Here is a 21,768-nt window from a genome sequence, read left to right on the forward strand (position 1 = left end):
GGGCGGGAACCGCGCTCCGCCGGATCGCCTCCCGCGGCCCTCCCGGGCGTCAGATCTCGTGCTCGTCCCGCACCGGCAGGCCGTACCGCCGGGCGAGGGGGTTCCACAGCTTCAGAAAGGCCCGTTTGGCGGTGGTCGCCTCGCCGGAGAAGGCGAGACCGCGCCGGTAGTCGTCGTCGCCGCTCCAGGCGCGGCTGCACCCGGCCTCCTGGCGGGTCCCCCAGGCGAGGAACGCCTCGTCGGCGTTGAACGAGGCGGTCAGGGCCCTGGTGAGGCGCGCCTTGACCGCGTCGCCGCCGTCGAGCTCGCCGGTGCCCAGCGCGTCGACCTGGATCACCTGCTCGCGGCGGGCGGCGGTGATCCGCTGGAGCGTGGCGAGCCCGGTGGCGGTGCCCTCGCAGGAACGCAGCTGGTCGAGGGCCGAGCCGAGACCCGATCTGGAGCCGCCGCTGTCGGCGAGCAGGGCGTCGAGGACCCTGGCCTGGGTCTCGGCGTCCTGGGGCCCCTGAGGAGCGCGCCCCGCCGGGGGTGCCCCTGCCTCGGCCTCCGCCCGGTCGCCGGTCGTCGCCGCCCGGACGCCACCCGCCACGGACGTCCCGCCGTCCCGCGGGGTGAGCCAGAAGGACCCCGCGGCGGCCAGCGACATCGCGAGGACCGTGGCCGTCGCCACCAGTGGCCAGACCTTGCGGTCCCCTCGGGGCGGCCGGTCCCGGCCTCGGTCCGGCGGCGGTGCCGGAGCCCGGTCCTCCGCCGGGGGCCGCCAGGGCCGCTCGTCCCGCTGGAGGGGACGCTCGTCCGGGGGGAGATGCTGCTGCCAGTCGGCGGGGTCCTGCCGCCACTCTTCCGGCGGGACCCTGGTCCCGCCGGCGGGAACGTCCCGCGAGGGTTGAGCCGGTGGGAACCGGGCCGGTGAGGACTGATCCAGCGGAGGTCGCCCCCCCGTCGACGCCCCGCACCTGGGGCATCGCGACAGCCCGCTCACAGGGGTGCCACATCGGTTGCAGAACGCCTGCTGCTCCATGCCTTACCAAGTTAGCCGAAGCATCCCGCCGTCCACCGGTCAAAACGCCGTTGGCCGTTGACGGCCAGATCCCGCAGGTCTACGATCCGGGAAAACTTAAAGGAAAGTTTCCTATAAGTTACTTATTTCAAGCAGTGGAGAAGCCCGTGCAGAGACTCCTCCGTAAAGTGCTCGCGGCAGCCCTCGCCGCGGGTCTCGCGGCCGTGGCCGTGCCGGCCACGGCCCAGGCCCAGACCCCCCGGGAGCACGGTGACCGCTACAAGCGGGTCGCCTACTTCATCCAGTGGGGCGTCTACGGCCGCAACTACCACGTCAAGGACATGGAGACCAGCGGCGCCGCCGCCAAGCTGACCCACATCAACTACGCCTTCGGCTTCGTCAACGCCGGGGGCGACTGCTACTCCCCCGACCCGTGGGCCGACTGGCAGCGCCCGGTGCCCGCCGAGCAGAGCGTGGACGGCGTCGCCGACGCCGAGGGCCAGGCGCTGAACGGCAACCTGAACCAGCTGAAGAAGCTCAAGGCCAAGCACCCCGGTCTCAAGGCGCTGATCTCCCTCGGCGGCTGGACCGGTTCGAAGTACTTCTCCGACGCGGTGCTGACCCCCGAGGGCCGCGCCAAGCTGGCCTCCTCCTGCATCGACCTGTGGCTCAAGGGCAACCTGCCCGGCACCGCGGCCGGTACCGGGGCGGGCGTGTTCGACGGCATCGACCTCGACTGGGAGTGGCCCGGTTCCTCCGGCGAGGTCGGCAACATCATCCGTCCCGAGGACAAGCGGAACTTCACGCTGTTCGTCACCGAGCTCCGCCGCCAGATGAACGAGTTCGACCGGCGCACCGAGCTGACCGCCTTCCTGCCCGCCGCCGCCGCGAAGATCGACGCGGGCTTCGAGGTCCGCGACGTCTTCAGGCAGCTCACCTTCGCCACCATCCAGGGCTACGATCTGCACGGCTCGTGGGAGACCGTCACCGGCCACAACGGCAACCTGTTCAACGACCGGCGCGACCCCAACCCGGTGAAGTACAGCGTGGACCAGACCGTCCGCGACTACCTGACGCGCGGCGCGCCCGCCAAGAAGATCGTGGTGGGCGTACCGGCGTACGGCCAGGGCTGGACCGGCGTCACCGGCGGGAAGAACGGCCTGTACGGCACCGCCACCGGGCCCGCTCCCGGCACCTTCGCCGCCGGAAGCGAGGACTACAAGATCCTCGTGAACAAGCCGGGCAAGCGCTACCGCGACCTGCTGACCGGGTCCGTGTGGCTCTACGACGGCAACGAGTTCTGGTCCTACGACGACCCGGCCTCGCTGCTCCAGAAGGCGGCCTACATCCGCCTGAAGGGCCTCGGCGGCTCGATGATGTGGTCCATCGACCAGGACGACACCAAGGCGTCGCTCACCTCGGCGCTCTACAGCGTCCTGCGCTGAGCGACCCCCTCATACCGGGCGAGGCCGCAGGATCTGGGTCACCAGCGGCCTCGCCCGCACGTTTCCCCTCCCCGGGCACCCGTCCCCCGGGCGCCGTTCACGACCCGGCCCCCGGGCGCCGTTCACACCCGTTTCCCGGTCGCCGTTCACACCCGGCCGAGCCGGTGCGGGGGCGGTCCGGGGCGGACCCGGGCCGGCCTGGGGGGAGTGCCTACTTCTTGGCCTTGTCCGTGGAGGACTCGGTGGACAGCGCGGCGACGAACGCCTCCTGGGGCACCTCGACGCGGCCGACCATCTTCATCCGCTTCTTGCCCTCCTTCTGCTTCTCCAGCAGCTTGCGCTTGCGGGAGATGTCGCCGCCGTAGCACTTGGCGAGGACGTCCTTGCGGATGGCGCGGATGTTCTCCCGGGCGATGACCCGGGCGCCGATGGCCGCCTGGATCGGCACCTCGAACTGCTGCCTGGGGATGAGCTCGCGCAGCTTCTTGGCCATCTCGACCCCGTAGGCGTACGACTTCTCCCGGTGGACGATGGCGCTGAAGGCGTCCACGGCCTCGCCCTGGAGCAGGATGTCGACCTTGACCAGGTCCGACTCCTGCTCGCCCGAGGGCTCGTAGTCCAGCGAGGCGTAGCCGCGCGTACGGGACTTGAGCTGGTCGAAGAAGTCGAAGATGATCTCACCGAGCGGCATGGTGTAGCGGATCTCGACGCGGTCCTCGGACAGGTAGTCCATGCCCTGCAGGTTGCCCCGGCGGTTCTGGCAGAGCTCCATGATGGCGCCGATGAACTCCGAGGGGACGAGCACGGTCGTCTTGACCATCGGCTCGAAGACCTTCTCCACCTTGCCGGTGGGGAACTCCGAGGGGTTGGTGACGACGACCTCCTTGCCGTCCTCCATGATCACCCGGTAGACCACGTTGGGCGCGGTGGAGATGAGCGAGAGGTTGAACTCGCGCTCCAGCCGCTCGCGGACGATCTCCATGTGGAGCAGGCCGAGGAAGCCGCAGCGGAATCCGAAGCCCAGGGCCGCGGAGGTCTCCGGCTCGTAGTCCAGGGCGGCGTCGTTGAGCTGGAGCTTGTCCAGGGCCTCGCGAAGGTCGGGGTAGTCGTCGCCGTCGATCGGATACAGGCCGGAGAAGACCATGGGCTTGGGGTGCTCGTACCCGCTGAGCGCCTGGAGGGCCGGCCGCGTCACGGAGGTCACCGTGTCACCGACCCGCGACTGGCGGACGTCCTTCACGCCGGTGATCAGGTAGCCCACCTCGCCGACACCCAGCCCCTTGTCGGCGATCTTCGGTTCGGGCGAGATGACGCCGATCTCCAGCGTCTCGTGGGCCGCGGTGGTGGACATCATCAGGATGCGCTCGCGCTTGCCCAGATGACCGTCCATCACCCGGACGTACGTGATCACGCCGCGGTAGGTGTCGTACACCGAGTCGAAGATCAGCGCGCGGGCGGGCGCCTCGGCGTCGCCGACCGGGGCCGGGACGTTCGCCACCACGTGGTCCAGCAGTTCGCGGACGCCGATGCCGGTCTTGCCGGAGACCTTCAGCACGTCCTCCGGCTCGCAGCCGATGAGGTGGGCGATCTCCGCGGCGTACTTCTCCGGCTGGGCGGCGGGCAGGTCGATCTTGTTGAGCACCGGGATGATCGTCATGTCGTTGTTCATGGCCAGGTAGAGGTTGGCCAGGGTCTGCGCCTCGATGCCCTGCGCGGCGTCGACCAGCAGGATCGCGCCCTCGCACGCCTGGAGCGACCGGGAGACCTCGTAGGTGAAGTCGACGTGCCCGGGGGTGTCGATCATGTTGAGGACGTAGTCGGTGTCCCCGACCTTCCACGGCAGCCTGACCGCCTGCGACTTGATCGTGATGCCGCGCTCGCGCTCGATATCCATCCGGTCGAGATACTGGGCGCGCATGGAACGGTCGTCGACCACTCCGGTGATCTGCAGCATTCGGTCGGCGAGCGTCGACTTGCCATGGTCGATATGCGCGATGATGCAGAAGTTGCGGAGCACAGCGGGGTCGGTCTGGCCAGGCTGAATGCGCACCGGGGTCCGTTTCAACAGATTGATGACGATCACACGGCTGGCATGCCAGCCGTCTTCCATGGTGACATGTCCGGGTGATTGCCCGGACCAGAGCACGGCGCGGCCTGCGGTTCCTCGCTATGGTGGCGGCCCTGCTCCTCGCGCTTCCAGGGGTGGCCGTGGCCACCCTCACCCTGCAGTTTACCGGGACACCCGCCCCATGGGCGAAGACGACCGGCCACGACGCCCTGTGGCTGGGCCACGCGTGGGTCGACGGCCGCAAGACGGCCGACGACGTGCGCACCCTCGCCGCCCGGCTGCGAAAGACCGGGATCAAGGACGTGTACGTCCATTCTGGCCCGTTCGACCCGGACGGGACACTACCTGTCAGCAAATATCCGAAAGCGGCCGACTTCCTGAAGTGGTGGCGCGAGGAACTCCCCAAGGTCAGGGTGTCGGCCTGGCTCGGCCAGAAGGTCGACGGCGTCCTGGACCTCGACGACGCGGCCTCCAGGCAGCGCGTCCTGGACGGCGCCCGCGCGATCACGGCGCTCGGCTTCGACGGCGTCCACTACAACTTCGAGCCGATCGGCGACGGCGACACCGACTTCCTCGACCTGCTCACCCGGACCCGCGCGATCGTGGGCGGCGGCCTGCTCTCCACCTCGACCCCGCAGATCGAGCCGTTCCCGCTCGTCCGCCCGGCCGCGCGCGCCGCCATCGGCCACGACAAGTACTGGTCACCCGACTACTTCCGCCAGGTGGCGAAGCTCACCGACCAGGTGGCGATCATGACCTACGACTCCTACCTCCCCTTCCCCTCCGTCTACGGCGGATACGTCGTACGGCAGGGCTCGCTGGCGCTGGAGCTCGTCCCCGAGGAGAAGACGGTGCTGATCGGCGCCCCGGCCTATCACGACCACAACGTCTCCTGGGCCGACGCGGCCGAGAGCGTCGAGAAGGCGGCCAGGGGCGCCCGGCTGGCGCTGACCTCGTACGGCAAACCACGCGAGCGGTTCGGTCTGGCGCTCTACGTCGACTTCGCCGCCACCAAGGAGGACTGGGCGGAGTACGAGAAGTTCTGGTTCAAGCCGTGAGCATTCCGGTCCGAGCCATCACGACCACACGCTAAACTGATCAGGCATCCTTCTGCCCGGCCTGTTGATTTGAGTGTCGGCCACGGCAGTTGGTAGCCTAGTCAACTGCGTGTGGCGCGCCCTCTCTGCCCGCGCGCCCCATCCAACGACATTCACCGAGGCTTCTTCGTGGCGAACATCAAGTCCCAGATCAAGCGCAACCGGCAGAACGAGAAGGCCCGGCTGCGTAACAAGGCTGTCAAGTCTTCCCTGAAGACGGCCATCCGCAAGTTCCGCGAGGCCGCCGACCAGGGTAACGTCGAAGAGGCCGCCGTGCTGCAGCGCGCCGCCTCCCGCCAGCTGGACAAGGCCGCCAGCAAGGGCGTGATTCACAAGAACCAGGCCGCCAACCGCAAGTCGGCGATCGCCCAGCGCGTCGCCACCCTGTCGGTCGCCAAGTAGCTCCACGTTTCGCGAACGCCGCACCCCTCGGGGATGCGGCGTTCTTGCGTTTCAGGCCGGCTCTCCCCGGTGCGCCCGGCACCGCCTTCCCCCGGTGCGCCCGACGCCACGTCTTGCGTCTCAGGCCGGCTCTCCCGGAACGAGGCCGGCTCTCCCGGAACGCCTAACGCCCCGTGCGGCTGGCGACCACGGTCTGGACCATGTGCTCCAGCGCGTACGCGGGGTCGGCTCCGCCGCCCTTCACCTGCGCGTCGGCGGTGGCGGCGGCCTGGATCGCGCGGGCGAGACCTTCGGGGCCCCAGCCTTTCAGCTGCCGCTGGACCCGGTCGATCTTCCAGGGCGGCATGCCGAGATGGCTGGCGAGCTGGCCGCCCCGGAGGTTGCGGGGCGCGCCTCCCACCTTGGCCAGCGAGCGCAGGCCCCCGGCGAGCGCGCTCACCAGCAGGACCGGTGCCGTACCGGTCGCGAGCGCCCAGCGCAGCTGCTCCAGGGCGTCGCCCAGCCGTCCCTCGACGGCCGAGTCGGCCACGGTGAACCCGCTGACCTCGGCCCTGCCCCGGTGGTAGCGCGCGACGGCGGCCTCGTCGATCGTCTTGCCGGGGGTGTCGAAGGCGAGCTGGCTGCACGCCGCGGCCAGCTCACGCAGGTCGTTGCCCACGGCGTCGAGGAGCGCGGCGGCGGCGTCGGCCCCGATGGTGCGTCCGGCACGCTTCAGCTCCGCCTTGACGAACGCCAGGCGCTCGGCCGGCTTGGTCACCTTGGTGACGGAGACCACCTGGGCTCCGGCCTTCTTGACCCCGTCGACCAGGGCCTTCCCCTTGACACCTCCCGGGTGGACGAGGACCAGCACGGTCTCGTCCGCCGGGTGGGCCGCGTAGGAGACGACCTCGGCGATGACGTCCTTGCCGAGATCCTGGGCCGAGCGGACGACCACCACGGATCTGTCGCCGAACAGTGAGGGCGACGTCATGCGGGTGAGCTCTCCGAGCTCCATCTTCGAGCCGGGCAGATCGTGCACCTCGGCGGTCGGATCGGCGGCCTTGGCCGCCGAGGTCACCTCGCTCACCGCGCGGTCGGCCAGGAGTTCCTCGTCGCCGAGTATCAGGATCACGGGTGCCGGATCGGTTGCCGCCATGACGAGCAGCATGCCACGTCCCGGCGACCGGGTGAGCCGTCGGCAAGTCGTTCGCAATCGGAATGCAGGTGCCGCGAGGCACTCTGGGAACAACACAGGAGGTGAGAACCATGACAAACTCCACTATTCGCCGCTACGCCTGCCCACGCTGCGGAGCGTCCCTCGACGAGGGTCCGATCATGTACCGTTGCGCGCGCTGCAGCCGGTCGGTCTACGCCGCCGACGTGGACACCGAGTTCCGCCGCCCGGCCAGAACCGGGAGCTGACCCACACTCCCCGGGCAGAACCGGGATCCGGCCCGTACCGCCCGGCCGGAACCGGGACCCGCCCCGCACCGCCCGGCCAGAACCAGGACCCGGCCCGTACCACCCGGCCAGGACCAGGACCCGCGCCGCCCGGCCGGAACCGAGGCCTGACCCGCGCCGCCCGGCCAGAACCAGGACCCGGCCCGTACCGCCCGGCCAGGACCGGGACTCGCCCCGCACCGGCCCCGCCCATCCGGGCCGTGCCCCATGGGACGCCCGCCAACGGGGTCGCGCGCCCTCGGGCGACGACCGCCAGAGCCCCCTCGCGGACCACCACCGCGAGGTCTCCCGACAGGTCCGTCCGGTAGGCGCGCATGCCGAGCCGGTGCAGCGCGGTCAGGGTCGACGGGGCGGGGTGGCCGTAGCCGTTGTCCGCCCCCACACTGATCAGAGCGGCACGGGCACCGGAGGCGGCGAGGAAGGCCGGGTCGTACCTGCCAGAGCCGTGGTGCGGGACCTTGAGGATCTCGGCGGGCGGCAGGCCGCGCCGGAGCAGCTCCGCCTGGGCCTCGGTCTCGATGTCTCCGCTGAGCAGAGCCGCCCCCGCGGCCCAGCGGACGTGCACCACGACGCTGGCGTTGTTGACGGCCGCCCCCTCCCCCGCGCCGGGCGGGGGGTCCTCGGCCACCGGGCCGATGACCGTGAGCTCCGAGGGTCCGAACCGCCAGCTCGCACCGGGCCTCGCCGCCCACTCGACCACGTGGCGGCGGGCGAGATCGGCGCTCAGCCTCACCCCATCGCGCTCTCCGGCACCGTGCGGGGTCACAATGACCGCTCCCACGGCGCGCCCGCGGAAGACGCCGTCGAGACCGCCCACATGGTCGAGGTGCGGATGGGTGAGAATGACCAGCGGCACCTCCCCGATCCCCATGGAGCGCAGGCAGCGGTCCACCGGCACCGGGTCCGGTCCCGCGTCCACCACCACGGCCCGCCCCGGCCCCGCCGCGACGAGCAGAGCATCCCCCTGACCGACGTCGCAGGCCACCAGTAACCATCCGCGAGGCGGCCAGCGTGCCACGATCGGCGCGGCCACCGTCACGGCCAGGACCAGCCCGGCGAGGGCCGCCAGGGCGACCAGGCATGGCCGCCGGTGCCGCAGCACCAGCACGGCGAGTGGCACGGCACCGGCCAGCAGGAGCAGGCCGGTGACGCCGCCCGGCCACGGGATCACGCCCAGCGGGAGCGCCGCGATGTGCTCGGCCACCTCGATGATCCATCCGGTGGCCAGCCCCGCCGGCCGGACCAGCAACTGGGCGAGCCCCATGTGCAGGGGCGCGACCAACGCCACCGCGAAACCGAGCAGGGTGGCGGGGGCCACGGCCGGGCCCGCGAGCAGGTTGGCCGGGATCGCCACCGGTGCGAGCTGTCCCGACATCAGGACCAGGACGGGGGTGACCGCGACCTGGGCGGCGGCGGCCACGGCGGTCGCCTCGGCGAACCATCGGGGCATACGGGCCGAGAGCCGGTCGCGCCAGCCCGGGGCGAGGACCAGGATGCCCGCGGTCGCCGAGACCGACAGGGCGAAGCCGTAGGAGCGGGCGAGGTCGGGGACGAAGAAGACCAGCCCCAGGACAGTCGCCGACAGGGCCGCGACACCGTCGCGCGAGCGGCCCGTGCCGAGGGCGAGGGCGGCGACCCCGCCCATCAGGAGGGCCCTGAGCACGCTGGGCGAGGGCCGGGCGACGACCGCGAAGGCGACCATGGCCGCCATCGCCAGCACCGCACGCGCCGCGAGAGGCAACCCGGCCACCCTGGCCAGCGCGACCGCCGCCCCCGCCACGACGGCGAGGTTCGCGCCGGAGACCGCGAGAAGATGGCTGAGGCCCGCCGCCTTGAAATCGGCTTTGACCTGCTCGTCCATCCGGGACACGTCGCCGACCACCAGGCCGGGCAGCAACCCGCGCTGCGCCGGCGGCAACACGCCGGCCGCCTCCCGCAATCCCGACCTGAGTGCCCCGGCCGCGCGCTGCTCCCAGGAGGGCCCGCTCAGGACTCGCGGTGCTCCCCTGACCAGCACCACCGCCGTGAGCAGCTCTCCGGGGTCGGCCCGGCCGAAGCGCCCGCTGACCTCCACCCGCTGGCTGGGCAGCAGGGAGCGCCACCCGGTGCCCGAGACGAACAGCACCACCGGAGCCCGCAGCGCCACCCTGCCCGCTCCCGTCCCGACCGACTCGACCCGGGCGGGCACCACGAAACTCTCGCGCGGGAAAGGCCCTCCCCTTCGGTTCGTCTCCCGGGGATCGTCGGTCACCACCACCTCGGCCACCGCCGAGGCGTTCCTGCTCGCGAGCTCGGCGACCGGCCCCGTACCGGCCGCGTGCACCCGGAAGGCCACCGACCCCGCCACCGCGGCAGCGCATCCCAGGACCGCGATCGCGGCGTTCCGCCGGCCCGTCGCCCCCTGGGCCCGGGTCAGGACGGCAACGGCCAGGGCGCCCGCGGCCGTGAGACCGGCCGCCACCGCACCGGTCGCGGCCGAGCAGCCCAGCAGGACGAGGGCGGTCATCCATGAGGCCGCCGCCGGCAGGACCAGATGCGTGGCATGTGTGCGCCACTCCTTTCCTGAACCGTCCAGGACTCCCAGCCCCCCGGACCCGCCGAGGGGCGCGGAGCCGCCGGAGCCGCCGGCCGTGGCGAACCGCGTCACTGCCCTCCTCGCGGCCGAGGTGTCAAACACGGGCCCTGTCCCGCATCTCGGCGTACTTCCGGTCACCTATCCCGCTCACGTCGCGAAGCTGCTCGACGGAGCGGAAGCCGCCGTGTGCGTCGCGATATTCGACGATGCGCCGGGCGAGCACCTCGCCCACGCCCGGTAGCTCCTCGAGCTGCTCGGGGGTGGCGGTGTTGAGGTCGACGACGGCGGTGGCGGGATCCGTCGGATTCACCGGAGCGGGCGCCGCCGCGACGGCGGCCGTGCCGGAAAGGCCGACGACGATCTGCTCGCCGTCGACGAGCCTGCGCGCGAGGTTGAGGGATCCCGTGGCGGCCGCTCCACGGACGCCCCCGGCCTCCCGGAGCGCGTCGGCGACCCGTGAACCGCCGGGCAACGTGATCACCCCGGGCCGGCGGACCTTACCCGTCACGTGAACGGTCAGCTCCGCGACCGGCGTGGACTCCCGCCGCGAGACGGTGACGGGCGCCGACAGCGGTGACCCGGCGATCGGCGTCGGCGGGGCCAGGGGCTCGGGCTCCGGCTGGGACCGCCAGGCGTACAGACCGCCCGCGACGGTGGCCACCAGGGCGACGAGCAACAGGAGGCGCAACCCCCGGCGGTCAGGACCGAGCGCGACCTTCTGGGTGGCCACGACCTTGCGAAGCGCCTCGAAGGACGGGGGGATCGGCGCCGAACGCATGCGCGCGGCGGGACCGTCGTGGACGACGACGTCCTCCGGCTCGCCCTGACCGCCGGCCCGCGCATGCCTGCCCTGGCACGGCATGCCGGCCGGGCGGCACGGCGTGGGCACCCGGCCGGGTGATCCGCCCCCGGTCAGGGTCCGCAGTCGCGACTCGGCTTGGAACCGCTCGGTGTTCTGGCCTGTGGTCCGCACCCGCAGGACGTTACGGAGACGGCAGGCGGCGCACTTTCGCCGAATCTCGTTCTGGGGATAAGGGAACAGCCGGCGGATCGCGTACCGGAGCGCGGGAACACAGACCGGCCTGATCAGCGTGCAGGCCAACGAAACGAGCCATCAGAGCGAGCCGTCCAGGCAGATCACCGCAGCGGAGCACCGAAGCCGGGTACCTCGGCGGACCTCACGGGTCGGTGGACACCAGGGGCTCGCCCGCGGAGACGGTGACGCCGAGCATGCCCGGACCGACGTGCGCGCCGATCACCGAACCGACCTCGACGACGATGACCCTGGCAAGGGCGGGAATGCGCCGGTGCAGTCGTGCGGCCAGGGTGTCCGCGCGGGACCGGGCGGCGAGGTGCTGGACGGCGACCTCCACCGGGCCCGTGCCCGCGGCCTCGACCGCGAGGTCTTCGAGGCGGGCGATGGCCCGGCTCGCCGTACGGACCTTCTCCAGAGGAACGATCGCGCCGTCGGAGATGTGCAGGATCGGCTTGATCATCAGCGCCGATCCGAGGAGGCTCTCCGCCGCGCCGATCCGGCCTCCCCTGCGGAGATACTCCAGGGTGTCGACGTAGAAGAAGCTGCGCACCGACTCCGCGCGGCGGCGGGCGGCGTCCGCCACCTCGGTCCGTGTCGCGCCCGCCGCGGCGGCGCTCGCGGCGGCGAGGACGGGGAACCCGAGACCCATGGCGATGGACCTGCTGTCGACGACGTCGACCGGGACGGGGGAATGCTCGGCCCCCGCCCGGGCGGCCTCGACCGTACCTGACATCTCCGCTGAAAGGTGGATGGAGACGATGCCGGTCGCGCCCCGGGCCGCCGCCTCGTTGTAGGCGTCCGTGAAGCGGCGCGGGGCGGGCATGGAGGTCGTCACCTGGCCTCGTCCCCGCAGAATGTCGCCCATGCTCGCATCCTCGATCCGCGGCATGTCGTCGAGCGGTCTGCCTCCCACGATCATCTGGAGCGGCACCACGACGATTCCCCGGCGGGAGATCTCCTCAGGCGGGAGGTAGGCGGTGGAGTCCGTGACGACGGCGACCGGTGGAGACATGCCCAGAGGTTACGTGGTGGAGATCACGCGAAGGAGACGGGATCGGCCTTTTCCCCAGGTGAACGACTTCCCTGGTGAACGACGAGGAGCCCTTCGCGAACGGAGGGAAGCCGCGGGCGCGAGAGAAACGGCCGTCCGAGGGGAGTGGCCCGCCGGAAGGAGGGATCGTCGTAAGGGAGGATCCCGCGGGCGAGGGTTCCGGGAGCGGAACCCCCGAGGGGGAGACCTACTGGACGGGGGTGCCGCCGCGCCAGACCCGGCGGGGCTTGAGGCCGAAGGCCCAGGCGAAGGCGCCCTCGTGGTCGGCGTCCCACTGGACGATGTCGGCCAGGCGGCCGGGGGCGAGAACGCCGCGATCGGGGGCGCCGAGGACCGTGGCACCACCGAGGGTGGCGGCTCGGAGGGCGTCGCCGACGCTCATGCCGAAGGCCGCGACGGCGAGGCTGATGACCAGGGACATCGAGGTGATGCCGCAGTGGCCCGGGTTGTGGTCGCTGCCGAGGGCCACCGTGACCCCCTGGGCCAGCATCCGGCGGACCGGGGGCAGGCTGCCACGCTGGAGGGCGGTCCCGGGGCAGACCACGGCGGGGACGCCGTAGCGGGCCAGTATCGCGATGTCCTCGTCGGTGGTGTGGTGAAGCAGGTCGGCGGAGGCGCAGCCGAGTTCGGCGGCGAGCTGGACGGCGCCGCGCCGGGTGTAGGCGCCGGCGTGCAGGCGTGGCAGCAGGCCGACGTTGCGTCCGGAGGCCAGGACCCAGCGGGCCTCCTCCGCGGTGAAGTGGCCCTCGTCGCAGTAGACGTCGACACCGTCGGCTCCCGCCGCGGCGGCGTCGGCGCACCAGGCGCCCACGGCCTCGACGTAGTCGCGCTGGCGGCCGAAGTATTCGGGCGGGACGACGTGCGCGGCCATGAAGGTCACGTGCACCCGCGGCATCATCGGCTCTTTCTCCAGCTCGCGCAGGAGTCGCACGTCGGCCAGCTCGCCGTCACGGGTGAGGTGGTAACCGGTCTTGGCCTCGATGGTGGTGGTGCCGCTGAGCAGCCAGTCGCGGAGTCGCTCACGGACGCCGTTGCAGAGCGTCCAGGGGTCGGTGCCACGGGTGACCGTAACGGTGGAGCCGATGCCGCCGCCCGCCGCGGTGATCGCGGAGGGGGTGGAACCGCTGGAGCGCATCGCCATCTCGGCGTAGCGGTTTCCCGCGTAGACCGGATGGGTGTGCGCGTCGATCAGGCCGGGAGTGACCAGCGCGCCGCCCAGGTTCTCGACATGGTCGACGTCGACGATGTCGTCGACGACACCCGGCACGCTCTGCGGAAGATCCGCGGCGCGGCCGACCCAGGCGATCCGGTCGTTGTGGACGAGGATCGCCGCGTTGCTGAACACGTCGTTTCCGGTCCAGAGCCGGCCGATGTTGGTCAGGAGGCGGACCGTCATCGCATCACCGCCTTGTGTTCAGGGGAAGACACCTGGAGGAGGACCTCAGCCGGACGGGGCGAGCCGCCCCGGACGTCGCCGGGCACCGTGCCCTTCAAGCCCGCTGTGAGTCCGGACGGCATCGGGGGGTCTCCTGCTCTCATCCGCGTATCCGCTGTGCGGCGACAGTATCGCCGAGATCATGATCGGGCGATTTCAGTTCAGTTACGTTATTTCACAAGTCGGCCCGCTGTACAGGCTAATTGGGAAGAACGCCGCCCCTCCGCGATCGCACCTCACCAGCCGGCTCGACGATCACGCGTGGCGTTGAGCAACTTTCCACAGCTCAGACTACTTCTTCATCGCCCGTAACAGTAGTCACCAGAGCAACTTGCGTCATAACATCTCGCTAGATTTGCCTTATGGTAGCAATCCAAACCTTGGGCGACCACTGTCACTTTTGAGGCTTTTGTACGTTTTCGCCCTCTTGTAGTGCAGCCATCTCCGGCCTTCTGGTGCAAGTTTCACCATTGAAACGCCGTTCGCCACCACTCTAAGCTGACATCCACAAGGCTCGCCCCTCGGCCCTTCTTCCCCCCCGAGGCCCCCTACGGCCCCCCAAGGCCCTCCCGCGGCCCCCGTGCGACCCCTGCGCTCACCCGCGATCTTCCGGGGCTCCGCGCGGCACGGCACCGCACCCTGAGATCACCCGCGACGCCCGTGATGTGATACGGCCGCACCGGCCGCCCGACCCGGTCGCCCGCCCTTTCGAAACTCTGGCGACAAGCGGCTCACCCGGCCCTCGAAAAAGGTCGTAAGCAGAACGTGCCCTGTAGCCTTTCGTGCGAGTTGTCTCCAGGTCGTACGCATGGGAGTTGCCTTGTCCGTCCACGCGGACGCCGGTCGGCGTCGCATCGAAGAACTTTTCCAGGAGCACGAAGCGCGCGTCCTCAAGCGCTGGCTTGAGATCGCCCGTTCGTCCACCGGCGGCACCGGCAATCAGGCGGATCGCGGAGGTCTGTCCGACCAGTTGGGCGAGCTCTACCAGGCGCTGCGCCAGTCGTTCAGCGACTCCGGCGACCTCAGCGACCTGCGCGGCCTGCTCGCCGAGCTCTCCCGTGACCGTGCCCGCCAGGGTTTCACCCCGACCGAGACCGCGGTCGTGGTGTTCGGCCTGAAGGAGGCGCTCTACGAGATCGTCGAGGAGGACGGCTCGCCGGAGGCCGTGCGAGGTTTCATCTGGTTCTCACGGGTAATCGACGACCTCGGGCTCTTCACCATGGAGAGCTACGCGGCGGCCAGGGAGAAGATCATCATCGATCAGGCGGAACAGCTGCTCGAGCTGTCCACCCCGGTGGTCAAGCTCTGGGAAGGCATCGTCGCGGTGCCGCTGGTCGGCACGCTCGACTCGGCCAGGACCCAGGTCGTCATGGAGAAGCTGCTGCAGACGCTCGTCGACACCGGCTCCGAGCACGCGGTCATCGACATCACGGGGGTGCCCGCCGTCGACACCGAGGTCGCCCAGCACCTGCTCAAGACCGTGGTGGCGGCCCGGCTGATGGGCGCCGAGTGCGTGATCTCCGGCATCCGCCCGCAGATCGCCCACACCATCGTCACCCTCGGCATCGAGTTCGGCGACATCGTGACCAAGGCCACCCTCGCCGACGCGCTGGCCCACACGCTGCGGGCGAGCGGGGTCAAATTCGTCAAGGGCGGGGAGTCGCGCATCGCGGTACGGACGGTGGAGAGCTGATGGATCGCGTCCCCATCCTCAAGCTCGGCGACATCCTGATCGTCTCCATCCAGATCGACCTGCAGGACATGAGCGTGCTCGCGCTCCAGGAGGACCTGTCGGAGAAGGTGGTCGAGACCGGCGCGCGAGGGGTGATCATCGACATCACCGCCGTTGAGATCGTCGACTCCTTCATCGGCCGGATGCTGGCCACCATCGCGGCGATCTCCCGCATGCTCGACGCCGAGACGATCGTCGTCGGCATGCGCCCGGCGGTGGCGATCACCCTCGTCGAGCTCGGCCTCTCCCTCGGCGGCGTGCGCACGGCGCTCAATCTCGAGAAGGGCGTCGCGATGCTGAACCAGATCGAGAGCTCCCAAGCCTCCACGGCCGCCTGGTGACGACCGTGGAGGAGTTGCCCATCAACGTCAACGGCGACGTCGTGCTGGTCCGCCAGCACGTCAGGACCGTCGCCGTGAACGTGGGCCTGTCCCTGGTCGACCAGACCAAGGTGGTGACCGCGGCCAGCGAGCTGGCCCGCAACGCCCTGGTGTACGCGGGAGGCGGGCAGGTGCGCGTCGAGGTCGTCCACAAGGGCATGCGGCGGGGCCTGCGGATGGTGTTCAGCGACAACGGGCCCGGCATCCCGGACATCGAGCAGGCACTGACCGACGGATGGACGACCGGCGGAGGCCTCGGCCTCGGCCTCAGCGGCTCCCGCCGCCTGGTCGACGAGTTCGACCTGGAATCGACTCCCGGTGAGGGCACGTTGATCACGGTGACGAAATGGGCGCGCTGATCCACTCCCAGCACGACACCTGGGTACGGGCGGAGGACGCCAGCGCGATCGGCGCGCTCCGCCGTACCGCCGTGACGCTCGCGGAGATCCGCGGGTTCAGCGAGGAGGACACCGGGCGGGTCGCCGTCGCGGTGAGCGAGGCCGCGTCGAACCTGGTCAAGCACGCGACCGAGGGGATCATGCTGATCCGCCCGCATCCGGAGCTGGACTCGGCCGTGGAGGTCCTCGCGATCGACCGGGGGCCGGGAATGCGGGACGTCTCGCGCGCCCTGCGCGACGGCTACTCCACCACCGGAACGCTCGGCATCGGGCTGGGCGGCATCGCCCGGATGGCCAGCGGGTACGAGGTTCACTCGATACCCGACCGGGGCACCGTGCTCGGCATGTACTTCGTCGCGCAGGGCGCCCCACGTCCTGCGTGCCGGGTGAGCGGCCTGACCCGCCCGATCGGCGAGGAGACCGTCTGCGGCGACGCGTTCGTGATCACCGAGGAGGGCACCACCGCGACCGTGATGCTCTGCGACGGCCTGGGCCACGGTCCCGCGGCCGCGCAGGCCTCCCAGGAGGCGGTACGGCTGTTCCTGCGGCACGCCGGCCTCGCCCCGGTCACCGTCCTGGAGCGCATCCACGCCGGCCTCGGCCACACCAGGGGCGGCGCGGTCGCCGTGGCCCGTATCGACGGCGCCGCGGGCACGGTGAGCTTCGCCGGCCTCGGCAACGTCTCCGCGTGGATCGCCCACAACGACGGCCGTCAGGGAATGATCTCCGTCCCGGGCATCGCCGGGCACAAGGCCAGGACCCTGCGCCAGTACGAGTACGCGCTGCCCCGGCACAGCGTCGTGCTGCTCCACTCCGACGGCCTGACCGAACGCTGGGACGTCACCTCCTATCCCGGGCTCGTCACGCGCCTCCCCTCCGTCGTCGCCGGCACGCTGCTGCGTGATGCCGGCACCCGCAGGGACGACGCCTGCGTGGTCGCCGTCAGGCCGGGCGTATGACCGGGGACGAGCTGATCCGGATCCACGTCCAGGACGACCAGGACGTCTTCGCCATGCGCAAGCTGGGTCGCGAGGTGGCGGAGAGCGTGGGGCTGGAGGCCCAGGACCAGATCCGGGTGGCCACCGCGCTGAGCGAGATCGGCAGGGAGTTCGTCGAGGCGGGCGCCGGCGTCTCCGTCTCCTTCCGGCTGGAGCGGGACGCCCTGCTCGTCGCGGTCGACTTCTCGGCGAAAACCGACTTCCGTCCCTCGGACGGCGTGACGCTGGCGGGGCGTCTCGTCGACCTCATCGAGCTCGATCCCGCCGAGGGAAGAATAAGCATGGTCAAACGGCTCCCGCAGGGCCGCAAGCCGAAACTTTCGGCCGAGGAGATCCGCGCCAGGATCGCCGCTTCGGCGCCCACCACCGCCCTCGACGAGCTGCGCAGGCAGAACAGCGAGCTCGCCGAGACCCTGGAGGAGGTCCTGCAGCTCAACACCGAGCTGCAGGAGACCAACCAGGGGGTGCTGGCGCTCTACAACCAGCTGTCCGAGGAGCTGGAGGAGACCAACCGCGGCGTCGTGGCGCTCTACGCCGAGCTGGACGAGAAGTCCGCGCAGCTCCGGGTGGCGAGCGACGCGAAGAACCGGTTCTGGACCACCGTCAGCCACGAGCTGCGCACCCCCCTCAACTCGATCATCGGCCTGGTCCGCCTGCTGGTGGGACCGGGCGGGGATCCGCTGGCCGCCGAGCAGCTCCACCAGATCAACCTCATCGGCTCCTCGGCGGAGACGCTGCTGTCACTGGTGAGCGAGTTGCTCGACATGGCGAAGGCCGAGGCGGGGAGACTCGATCCCCAGCCCTCCATGGTCGATCTGGTGGCCCTGGCCGAGCGGCTGCGCATGACGCTGCACCCCACCACCGGCGACGACGGGGTGACGCTCACGATGGAGGTCTCGCAGGCGCCGCCGGAGATGCTGGTGGACGAGGTGATGCTCACCCGGATCCTGCGCAACCTTCTCTCCAACGGGCTGAAGTTCACCGAGCGCGGCGAGGTCAAGCTGGAGGTGAACCTCGACGCGACCACCCAGGACCTGGTCTTCACTGTGACCGACACCGGGATAGGCGTGCCCGAGGAGCACCTGGAACGCGTCTTCGAGGAGTTCTTCCAGGTTCCCGGGCCGATCCAGGTGCGGAGCAAGGGAACCGGGCTCGGCCTGCCGTACGCCCGGCGGCTGGCGGAGGCGCTGGGCGGCGCGCTGCACCTGGCCAGCGTCGCCGGGTCCGGCACCACGGCCACCCTGAGGCTGCCCTACCGGCACGACGGGACTCCCGTGGTCGGCCGGGTGCTCGTCGTGGACGACGACGAGGAGTTCCGCGCCACCGTACGCCGGATGCTCACCGGGTTCGCCGCGCACATCGACGAGGCCTCCGACGGGCTGATGGCCCTGGAGATGATGACGGAGAACCCGCCCGACCTCGCGCTGGTGGACCTGCTGATGCCCCGCCTCGACGGCACCGCGCTGATGTTGCGGATGTCGGACGACGAGCGGTTGCGCGAGGTTCCGGTGGTCGTCGTGACCGTCGCCACGTCGCGCCAGGTCCCGGAGAGGGCACACATGATGATCTCCAAGCAGGGGCTCCGCCGCGACACCCTTCTGGAGGCCATCGGAAGCGCCCTCGGACACGTCGATGGGTGACAACGGGGCGACGGTACTCGTCGTGGACGACACCCCGACCAAGCTGTACATCCTGTCGAGCTGGCTGCGACGCTCGGGGCACCAGGTCGTGCAGGCCACCGGCGGCGTGGAGGCGCTCGTCAAGGTCAGGGAGCTGCGGCCGGACCTCGTGGTCCTGGACGTGCGGCTGCCCGACATCAGCGGCTACGAGGTCTGCGAGCAGATCAAGGCGGACCCGGCGACGTCCTCCATCCCGGTCATCCAGATCTCCGGGGCCGCGATCACCCCGGCCGACCGGGCGCAGGGCCTCGAACGCGGGGCCGACGCCTACCTGGCGGAGCCGGTCGAACCGGACGAGTTCGCCGCGACGGTCGAGGCCACGCTGCGCTACTACCGCGCCCGGAAGCGGGCCGAGCTGATGGCCCTGCGGCTGGCCGCCCTCACCGAGGTCACGCTCTCGATGAACTCCGCCGAGACGTTCGACGAGCTCCTCGCCACGGCCGTCGAGGGAACCTCACGGATCCTGGGCAGGCAGGCGGGCACGCTCGCCCTGCCCCCCGACGGCCGGACCCGCAGGTTCTCCGCCTTCCCCTCGAAGGCCTCCGTGACCAAGGTCGCGGCGTCGGACACGCTGCCCGGGCTGAGCGCGATGTCCCTGGGCGCCGCCGCCGGTACGCAGGTCTTCACGGTGCCGGCCGCCGATTGGCTGAAGCTGATGCCCGACGCGACGCTCAGCGGCGACGTCTCGGCCGTGGTCTGCCGCACCAAGCTGGGCAGGCCTCCCGTCTACCTCGGGGTGGAGGGGACATCGCCACTCGACGCCGACGAGTCCAACGTGCTGCGCCAGCTCGGTCAGGCCCTCGCCCTCGCCGTCGACGCGCTGCGGGCGTACGCCGAGGAGCACGCGATCGCCCTCACCCTGCAGCGCAGCCTGCTGCCGACGCGGATCCCCGAGGTCCCCGGGCTCGCGATCAGCTGGCGGTACCAGCCGGCGGTCGACAACGTCGAGGTCGGCGGCGACTTCTACGAGGTCCTGCGGATGGGCCCGCGGGTGCTCATCGCCATCGGCGACGTCCAGGGACACTCGCTGCTGGCCGCCACCGTCATGGCGGAGCTGCGCCACGCGCTGCGCGCCTCCGTCATCGGCACCTCGGACCTCGGCGCGTCGATGGCGCTGCTCAACGAGGTGCTGCGGCGCTACCACCCCGGCATGACCGCCACCGTGTGCCTGCTCCTGCTCGACCCGGCGACCGGGGAGATGGAGATCGCGAACGCGGGGCACATCCCGCCCTTGTTCATCGCGGACGACCGGGCCGGCTATCACCGCCTGGGCAATCTCCTGCTGGGGGTGGCCGCGGAGACCTACCGGGTCGACCGGGTGAACGTCCCCGAGGGAAGCTCGGTGCTGATGTTCACCGACGGGCTCATCGAGGACCGCGACAAGCTGCTCGACGAGAGCCTGGAGATCGTGCGGCACCTGGCGGAGCGGGTTGAGGAGGACCAGGAGGTCTTCTGCGACCGGCTGATCGAGCGGTTCGGCGCCAGGGAGGACGACGTGGCGCTGGTGATGTTCCGCCGCGGGGCCCGTCGCTGAAACCCTCGGAAAACCTTCGAAACCCTCGGAAAACCTTCGCCGTACCGTCCCGGAGGGGACGGTACGGCGTGCCGGAAGGGCGGGTCAGACGGCGGTCTCGACCGGCTTGGCGGTCTTCTCCAGCTCGGCGAAGAGGCCGGGCAGGACCCTGGCGTGCAGGACCGTGCCGTCCCCGGTGTGCTCAACGCCGAGGACCTCACCCTCCTTGTGCGCCCGGGAGATCAGGTCGCCGCGATCGTACGGCACGAGAAGCCTGACCTCCTGGTCGAAGCGGGGCAGCTCCCGCTCGATCACGGCCCTCAGCTCGTCGAGCCCGGCACCGGTGCGGGCCGAGACCACGACGGTGCGACTCTCCTTCGCGGTCAGCTGGGCCAGCACCACCGGGTCGGCGGCGTCGGCCTTGTTGATGACCACGATCTCGGGGATGTCGCGGGTGCCCTCGATGTCGCCGATCACCTCGCGCACGGCGGCGAGCTGCGACTCGGGGTCGGGGTGCGAGCCGTCGACCACGTGCAGGATCAGGTCGGCGTCGCCGACCTCCTCCAGCGTGGAGCGGAACGCCTCGACGAGCTGGTGCGGCAGGTGCCTGACGAATCCGACGGTGTCGGCCAGCGTGAACAGGCGGCCGTCGGGCGTGTGCGCCCTGCGGACCGTCGGGTCGAGCGTGGCGAACAGGGAGTCCTCGACCAGCACTCCCGCGCCGGTCAGCCGGTTCAGCAGCGAGGACTTGCCCGCGTTGGTGTATCCGGCGATGGCCACGGCGGGGACCTCGCGCTGCGTGCGCCGCGAGCGCTTGGTCTCGCGGGCGGTGGTCATTCCGCCGATCTGGCGGCGCAGCTTGGCCATCCGCTCGCGGATCCGGCGGCGGTCCAGCTCGATCTTGGTCTCACCGGGACCGCGACCGCCCATGCCGACGCCGCCCGCGGCGCGACCGCCGACCTGGCGGGACAGGTTGCCACCCCAGCCTCGCAGGCGCGGCAGCAGGTAGTTGAGCTGCGCGAGCTCGACCTGCGCCTTGCCCTCGCGGCTCTTGGCGTGCTGGGCGAAGATGTCGAGGATCAGCATGGTCCGGTCGATGACCTTGACCTTGACGATCTCCTCGAGCTGGCGGAGCTGGCCGGGGCTCAGCTCCCCGTCGCACACCACGGTGTCGGCGCCGGTGGCGGAGACGATGTCGGCGAGCTCCTGTGCCTTGCCCGAACCGATGTAGGTAGCGGTGTCGGGCTTCTGCCGGCGCTGGATCAGTCCCTCCAGCACTTCCGAACCCGCGGTCTCGGCGAGGAGCTTCAGCTCCAGGAGGGAGTTCTCGGCGTCGATCGCCGTTCCGGAGGTCCAGACGCCGACCAGGACGACCCGCTCAAGCCGCAGCTGGCGGTATTCGACCTCGGTGACGTCTTCCAGCTCCGTGGAGAGGCCCGCCACCCGGCGGAGTGCCTGGCGCTCGGCCAGATCCATCTCGCCGTTGTCGAGCAGGTCGTCGAATCGGTCGATGTCCAGC

At 70.8% G+C, this 21,768-nt stretch carries 17 protein-coding genes; 9 read left to right on the plus strand and 8 right to left on the minus strand.

Features of this window, described 5'->3' with window-relative positions:
* Positions 1-49: 49 nt before the first annotated feature.
* Positions 50-670, minus strand: coding sequence for a hypothetical protein (locus AB0G15_RS00405; RefSeq protein ID WP_362834242.1), 621 nt, complete (start codon positions 668-670; stop codon positions 50-52).
* A gap of 497 nt (positions 671-1,167) precedes the next feature.
* Here AB0G15_RS00405 and AB0G15_RS00410 point away from each other — a divergent pair, with 497 nt between their 5' ends.
* Positions 1,168-2,445, plus strand: coding sequence for a glycoside hydrolase family 18 protein (locus AB0G15_RS00410; protein ID WP_362834243.1), 1,278 nt, complete (start codon positions 1,168-1,170; stop codon positions 2,443-2,445).
* A 211-nt stretch (positions 2,446-2,656) separates the two neighbouring features.
* On the opposite strand, the gene lepA is transcribed toward AB0G15_RS00410, so the two are convergent.
* Positions 2,657-4,495 (minus strand): translation elongation factor 4, encoded by a 1,839-nt coding sequence (gene lepA, locus AB0G15_RS00415; RefSeq protein ID WP_362834244.1) that lies wholly within the window; start codon positions 4,493-4,495, stop codon positions 2,657-2,659.
* Between the two features lie 74 nt (positions 4,496-4,569).
* On the opposite strand from lepA, the gene AB0G15_RS00420 reads away from it, so the two are divergent.
* Positions 4,570-5,571 (plus strand): hypothetical protein, encoded by a 1,002-nt coding sequence (locus AB0G15_RS00420; RefSeq protein ID WP_362677363.1) that lies wholly within the window; start codon positions 4,570-4,572, stop codon positions 5,569-5,571.
* A gap of 168 nt (positions 5,572-5,739) precedes the next feature.
* Positions 5,740-6,012, plus strand: a complete 273-nt coding sequence (rpsT, locus tag AB0G15_RS00425; RefSeq protein ID WP_344742697.1) for a 30S ribosomal protein S20 — start codon at positions 5,740-5,742, stop codon at positions 6,010-6,012.
* Positions 6,013-6,175: 163 nt separating this feature from the next.
* On the opposite strand, the gene holA is transcribed toward rpsT, so the two are convergent.
* The 5 genes from holA to hutI all read right to left on the minus strand — a co-directional run bounded on the left by holA (position 6,176) and on the right by hutI (position 13,510).
* A complete protein-coding gene (holA, locus tag AB0G15_RS00430; protein WP_362834245.1) occupies positions 6,176-7,147 on the minus strand; it encodes a DNA polymerase III subunit delta in 972 nt (323 codons plus the stop codon).
* Positions 7,148-7,324: 177 nt separating this feature from the next.
* Entirely contained in the window at positions 7,325-10,099 is a 2,775-nt protein-coding gene (locus tag AB0G15_RS00435; RefSeq protein WP_362834246.1) for a ComEC/Rec2 family competence protein, read from the minus strand.
* 22 nt (positions 10,100-10,121) lie between these two features.
* Positions 10,122-11,000: a ComEA family DNA-binding protein gene (locus tag AB0G15_RS00440; protein ID WP_362834247.1), complete on the minus strand. Its 879-nt coding sequence runs from the start codon at positions 10,998-11,000 to the stop codon at positions 10,122-10,124.
* A gap of 205 nt (positions 11,001-11,205) precedes the next feature.
* Positions 11,206-12,075 carry a DegV family protein gene (locus AB0G15_RS00445; protein WP_362834248.1) on the minus strand — a complete coding sequence of 290 codons (870 nt, stop codon included), beginning with the start codon at positions 12,073-12,075 and terminating at the stop codon, positions 11,206-11,208.
* A 226-nt stretch (positions 12,076-12,301) separates the two neighbouring features.
* The gene (gene hutI, locus AB0G15_RS00450) at positions 12,302-13,510 is read right to left on the minus strand and encodes an imidazolonepropionase (protein WP_350974555.1); all 1,209 of its coding nucleotides are present in this window, start codon (positions 13,508-13,510) and stop codon (positions 12,302-12,304) included.
* A gap of 847 nt (positions 13,511-14,357) precedes the next feature.
* On the opposite strand from hutI, the gene AB0G15_RS00455 reads away from it, so the two are divergent.
* Genes AB0G15_RS00455 through AB0G15_RS00480 form a run of 6 tightly spaced genes read left to right on the plus strand, consistent with a single transcriptional unit; the run spans position 14,358 to position 20,270 of the window.
* Positions 14,358-15,242 carry an STAS domain-containing protein gene (locus tag AB0G15_RS00455; protein WP_362834249.1) on the plus strand — a complete coding sequence of 295 codons (885 nt, stop codon included), beginning with the start codon at positions 14,358-14,360 and terminating at the stop codon, positions 15,240-15,242.
* On the plus strand, positions 15,242-15,622 hold the full coding sequence (locus tag AB0G15_RS00460) for an STAS domain-containing protein (RefSeq protein WP_362834250.1): 381 nt from the start codon (positions 15,242-15,244) through the stop codon (positions 15,620-15,622). The genes AB0G15_RS00455 and AB0G15_RS00460 overlap by 1 nt, the downstream gene beginning before the upstream one ends.
* The gene (locus AB0G15_RS00465) at positions 15,619-16,020 is read left to right on the plus strand and encodes an anti-sigma regulatory factor (protein ID WP_362677378.1); all 402 of its coding nucleotides are present in this window, start codon (positions 15,619-15,621) and stop codon (positions 16,018-16,020) included. The genes AB0G15_RS00460 and AB0G15_RS00465 overlap by 4 nt, the downstream gene beginning before the upstream one ends.
* Positions 16,008-17,018 (plus strand): SpoIIE family protein phosphatase, encoded by a 1,011-nt coding sequence (locus AB0G15_RS00470; protein ID WP_362834251.1) that lies wholly within the window; start codon positions 16,008-16,010, stop codon positions 17,016-17,018. Before AB0G15_RS00465 ends, AB0G15_RS00470 begins: the two co-directional genes overlap by 13 nt.
* Positions 17,015-18,697: an ATP-binding protein gene (locus tag AB0G15_RS00475; RefSeq protein WP_362834252.1), complete on the plus strand. Its 1,683-nt coding sequence runs from the start codon at positions 17,015-17,017 to the stop codon at positions 18,695-18,697. The genes AB0G15_RS00470 and AB0G15_RS00475 overlap by 4 nt, the downstream gene beginning before the upstream one ends.
* The gene (locus AB0G15_RS00480; RefSeq protein WP_362834253.1) at positions 18,690-20,270 is read left to right on the plus strand and encodes a fused response regulator/phosphatase; all 1,581 of its coding nucleotides are present in this window, start codon (positions 18,690-18,692) and stop codon (positions 20,268-20,270) included. The genes AB0G15_RS00475 and AB0G15_RS00480 overlap by 8 nt, the downstream gene beginning before the upstream one ends.
* A gap of 84 nt (positions 20,271-20,354) precedes the next feature.
* Here AB0G15_RS00480 and hflX read toward each other — a convergent pair whose 3' ends face one another.
* Entirely contained in the window at positions 20,355-21,725 is a 1,371-nt protein-coding gene (gene hflX, locus AB0G15_RS00485; RefSeq protein WP_362834467.1) for a GTPase HflX, read from the minus strand.
* Positions 21,726-21,768 lie beyond the last annotated feature (43 nt).

It is taken from the genome of Streptosporangium sp. NPDC023825 (assembly GCF_040639575.1).
Classification (GTDB): Bacteria; Actinomycetota; Actinomycetes; order Streptosporangiales; family Streptosporangiaceae; genus Streptosporangium.

Excerpts from the sequence above, each read along its gene's own strand:
- hutI (WP_350974555.1), bottom strand. The coding sequence starts at position 13,510 with ATGACGGTCCGCCTCCTGACCAACATCGGCCGGCTCTGGACCGGAAAC.
- AB0G15_RS00445 (WP_362834248.1), bottom strand. The coding sequence starts at position 12,075 with ATGTCTCCACCGGTCGCCGTCGTCACGGACTCCACCGCCTACCTCCCG.
- AB0G15_RS00455 (WP_362834249.1), top strand. The coding sequence starts at position 14,358 with ATGGGAGTTGCCTTGTCCGTCCACGCGGACGCCGGTCGGCGTCGCATC.
- AB0G15_RS00470 (WP_362834251.1), top strand. The coding sequence starts at position 16,008 with ATGGGCGCGCTGATCCACTCCCAGCACGACACCTGGGTACGGGCGGAG.
- AB0G15_RS00460 (WP_362834250.1), top strand. The coding sequence starts at position 15,242 with ATGGATCGCGTCCCCATCCTCAAGCTCGGCGACATCCTGATCGTCTCC.
- AB0G15_RS00480 (WP_362834253.1), top strand. The coding sequence starts at position 18,690 with ATGGGTGACAACGGGGCGACGGTACTCGTCGTGGACGACACCCCGACC.
- AB0G15_RS00475 (WP_362834252.1), top strand. The coding sequence starts at position 17,015 with ATGACCGGGGACGAGCTGATCCGGATCCACGTCCAGGACGACCAGGAC.
- hflX (WP_362834467.1), bottom strand. The coding sequence starts at position 21,725 with ATGGATCTGGCCGAGCGCCAGGCACTCCGCCGGGTGGCGGGCCTCTCC.
- holA (WP_362834245.1), bottom strand. The coding sequence starts at position 7,147 with ATGGCGGCAACCGATCCGGCACCCGTGATCCTGATACTCGGCGACGAG.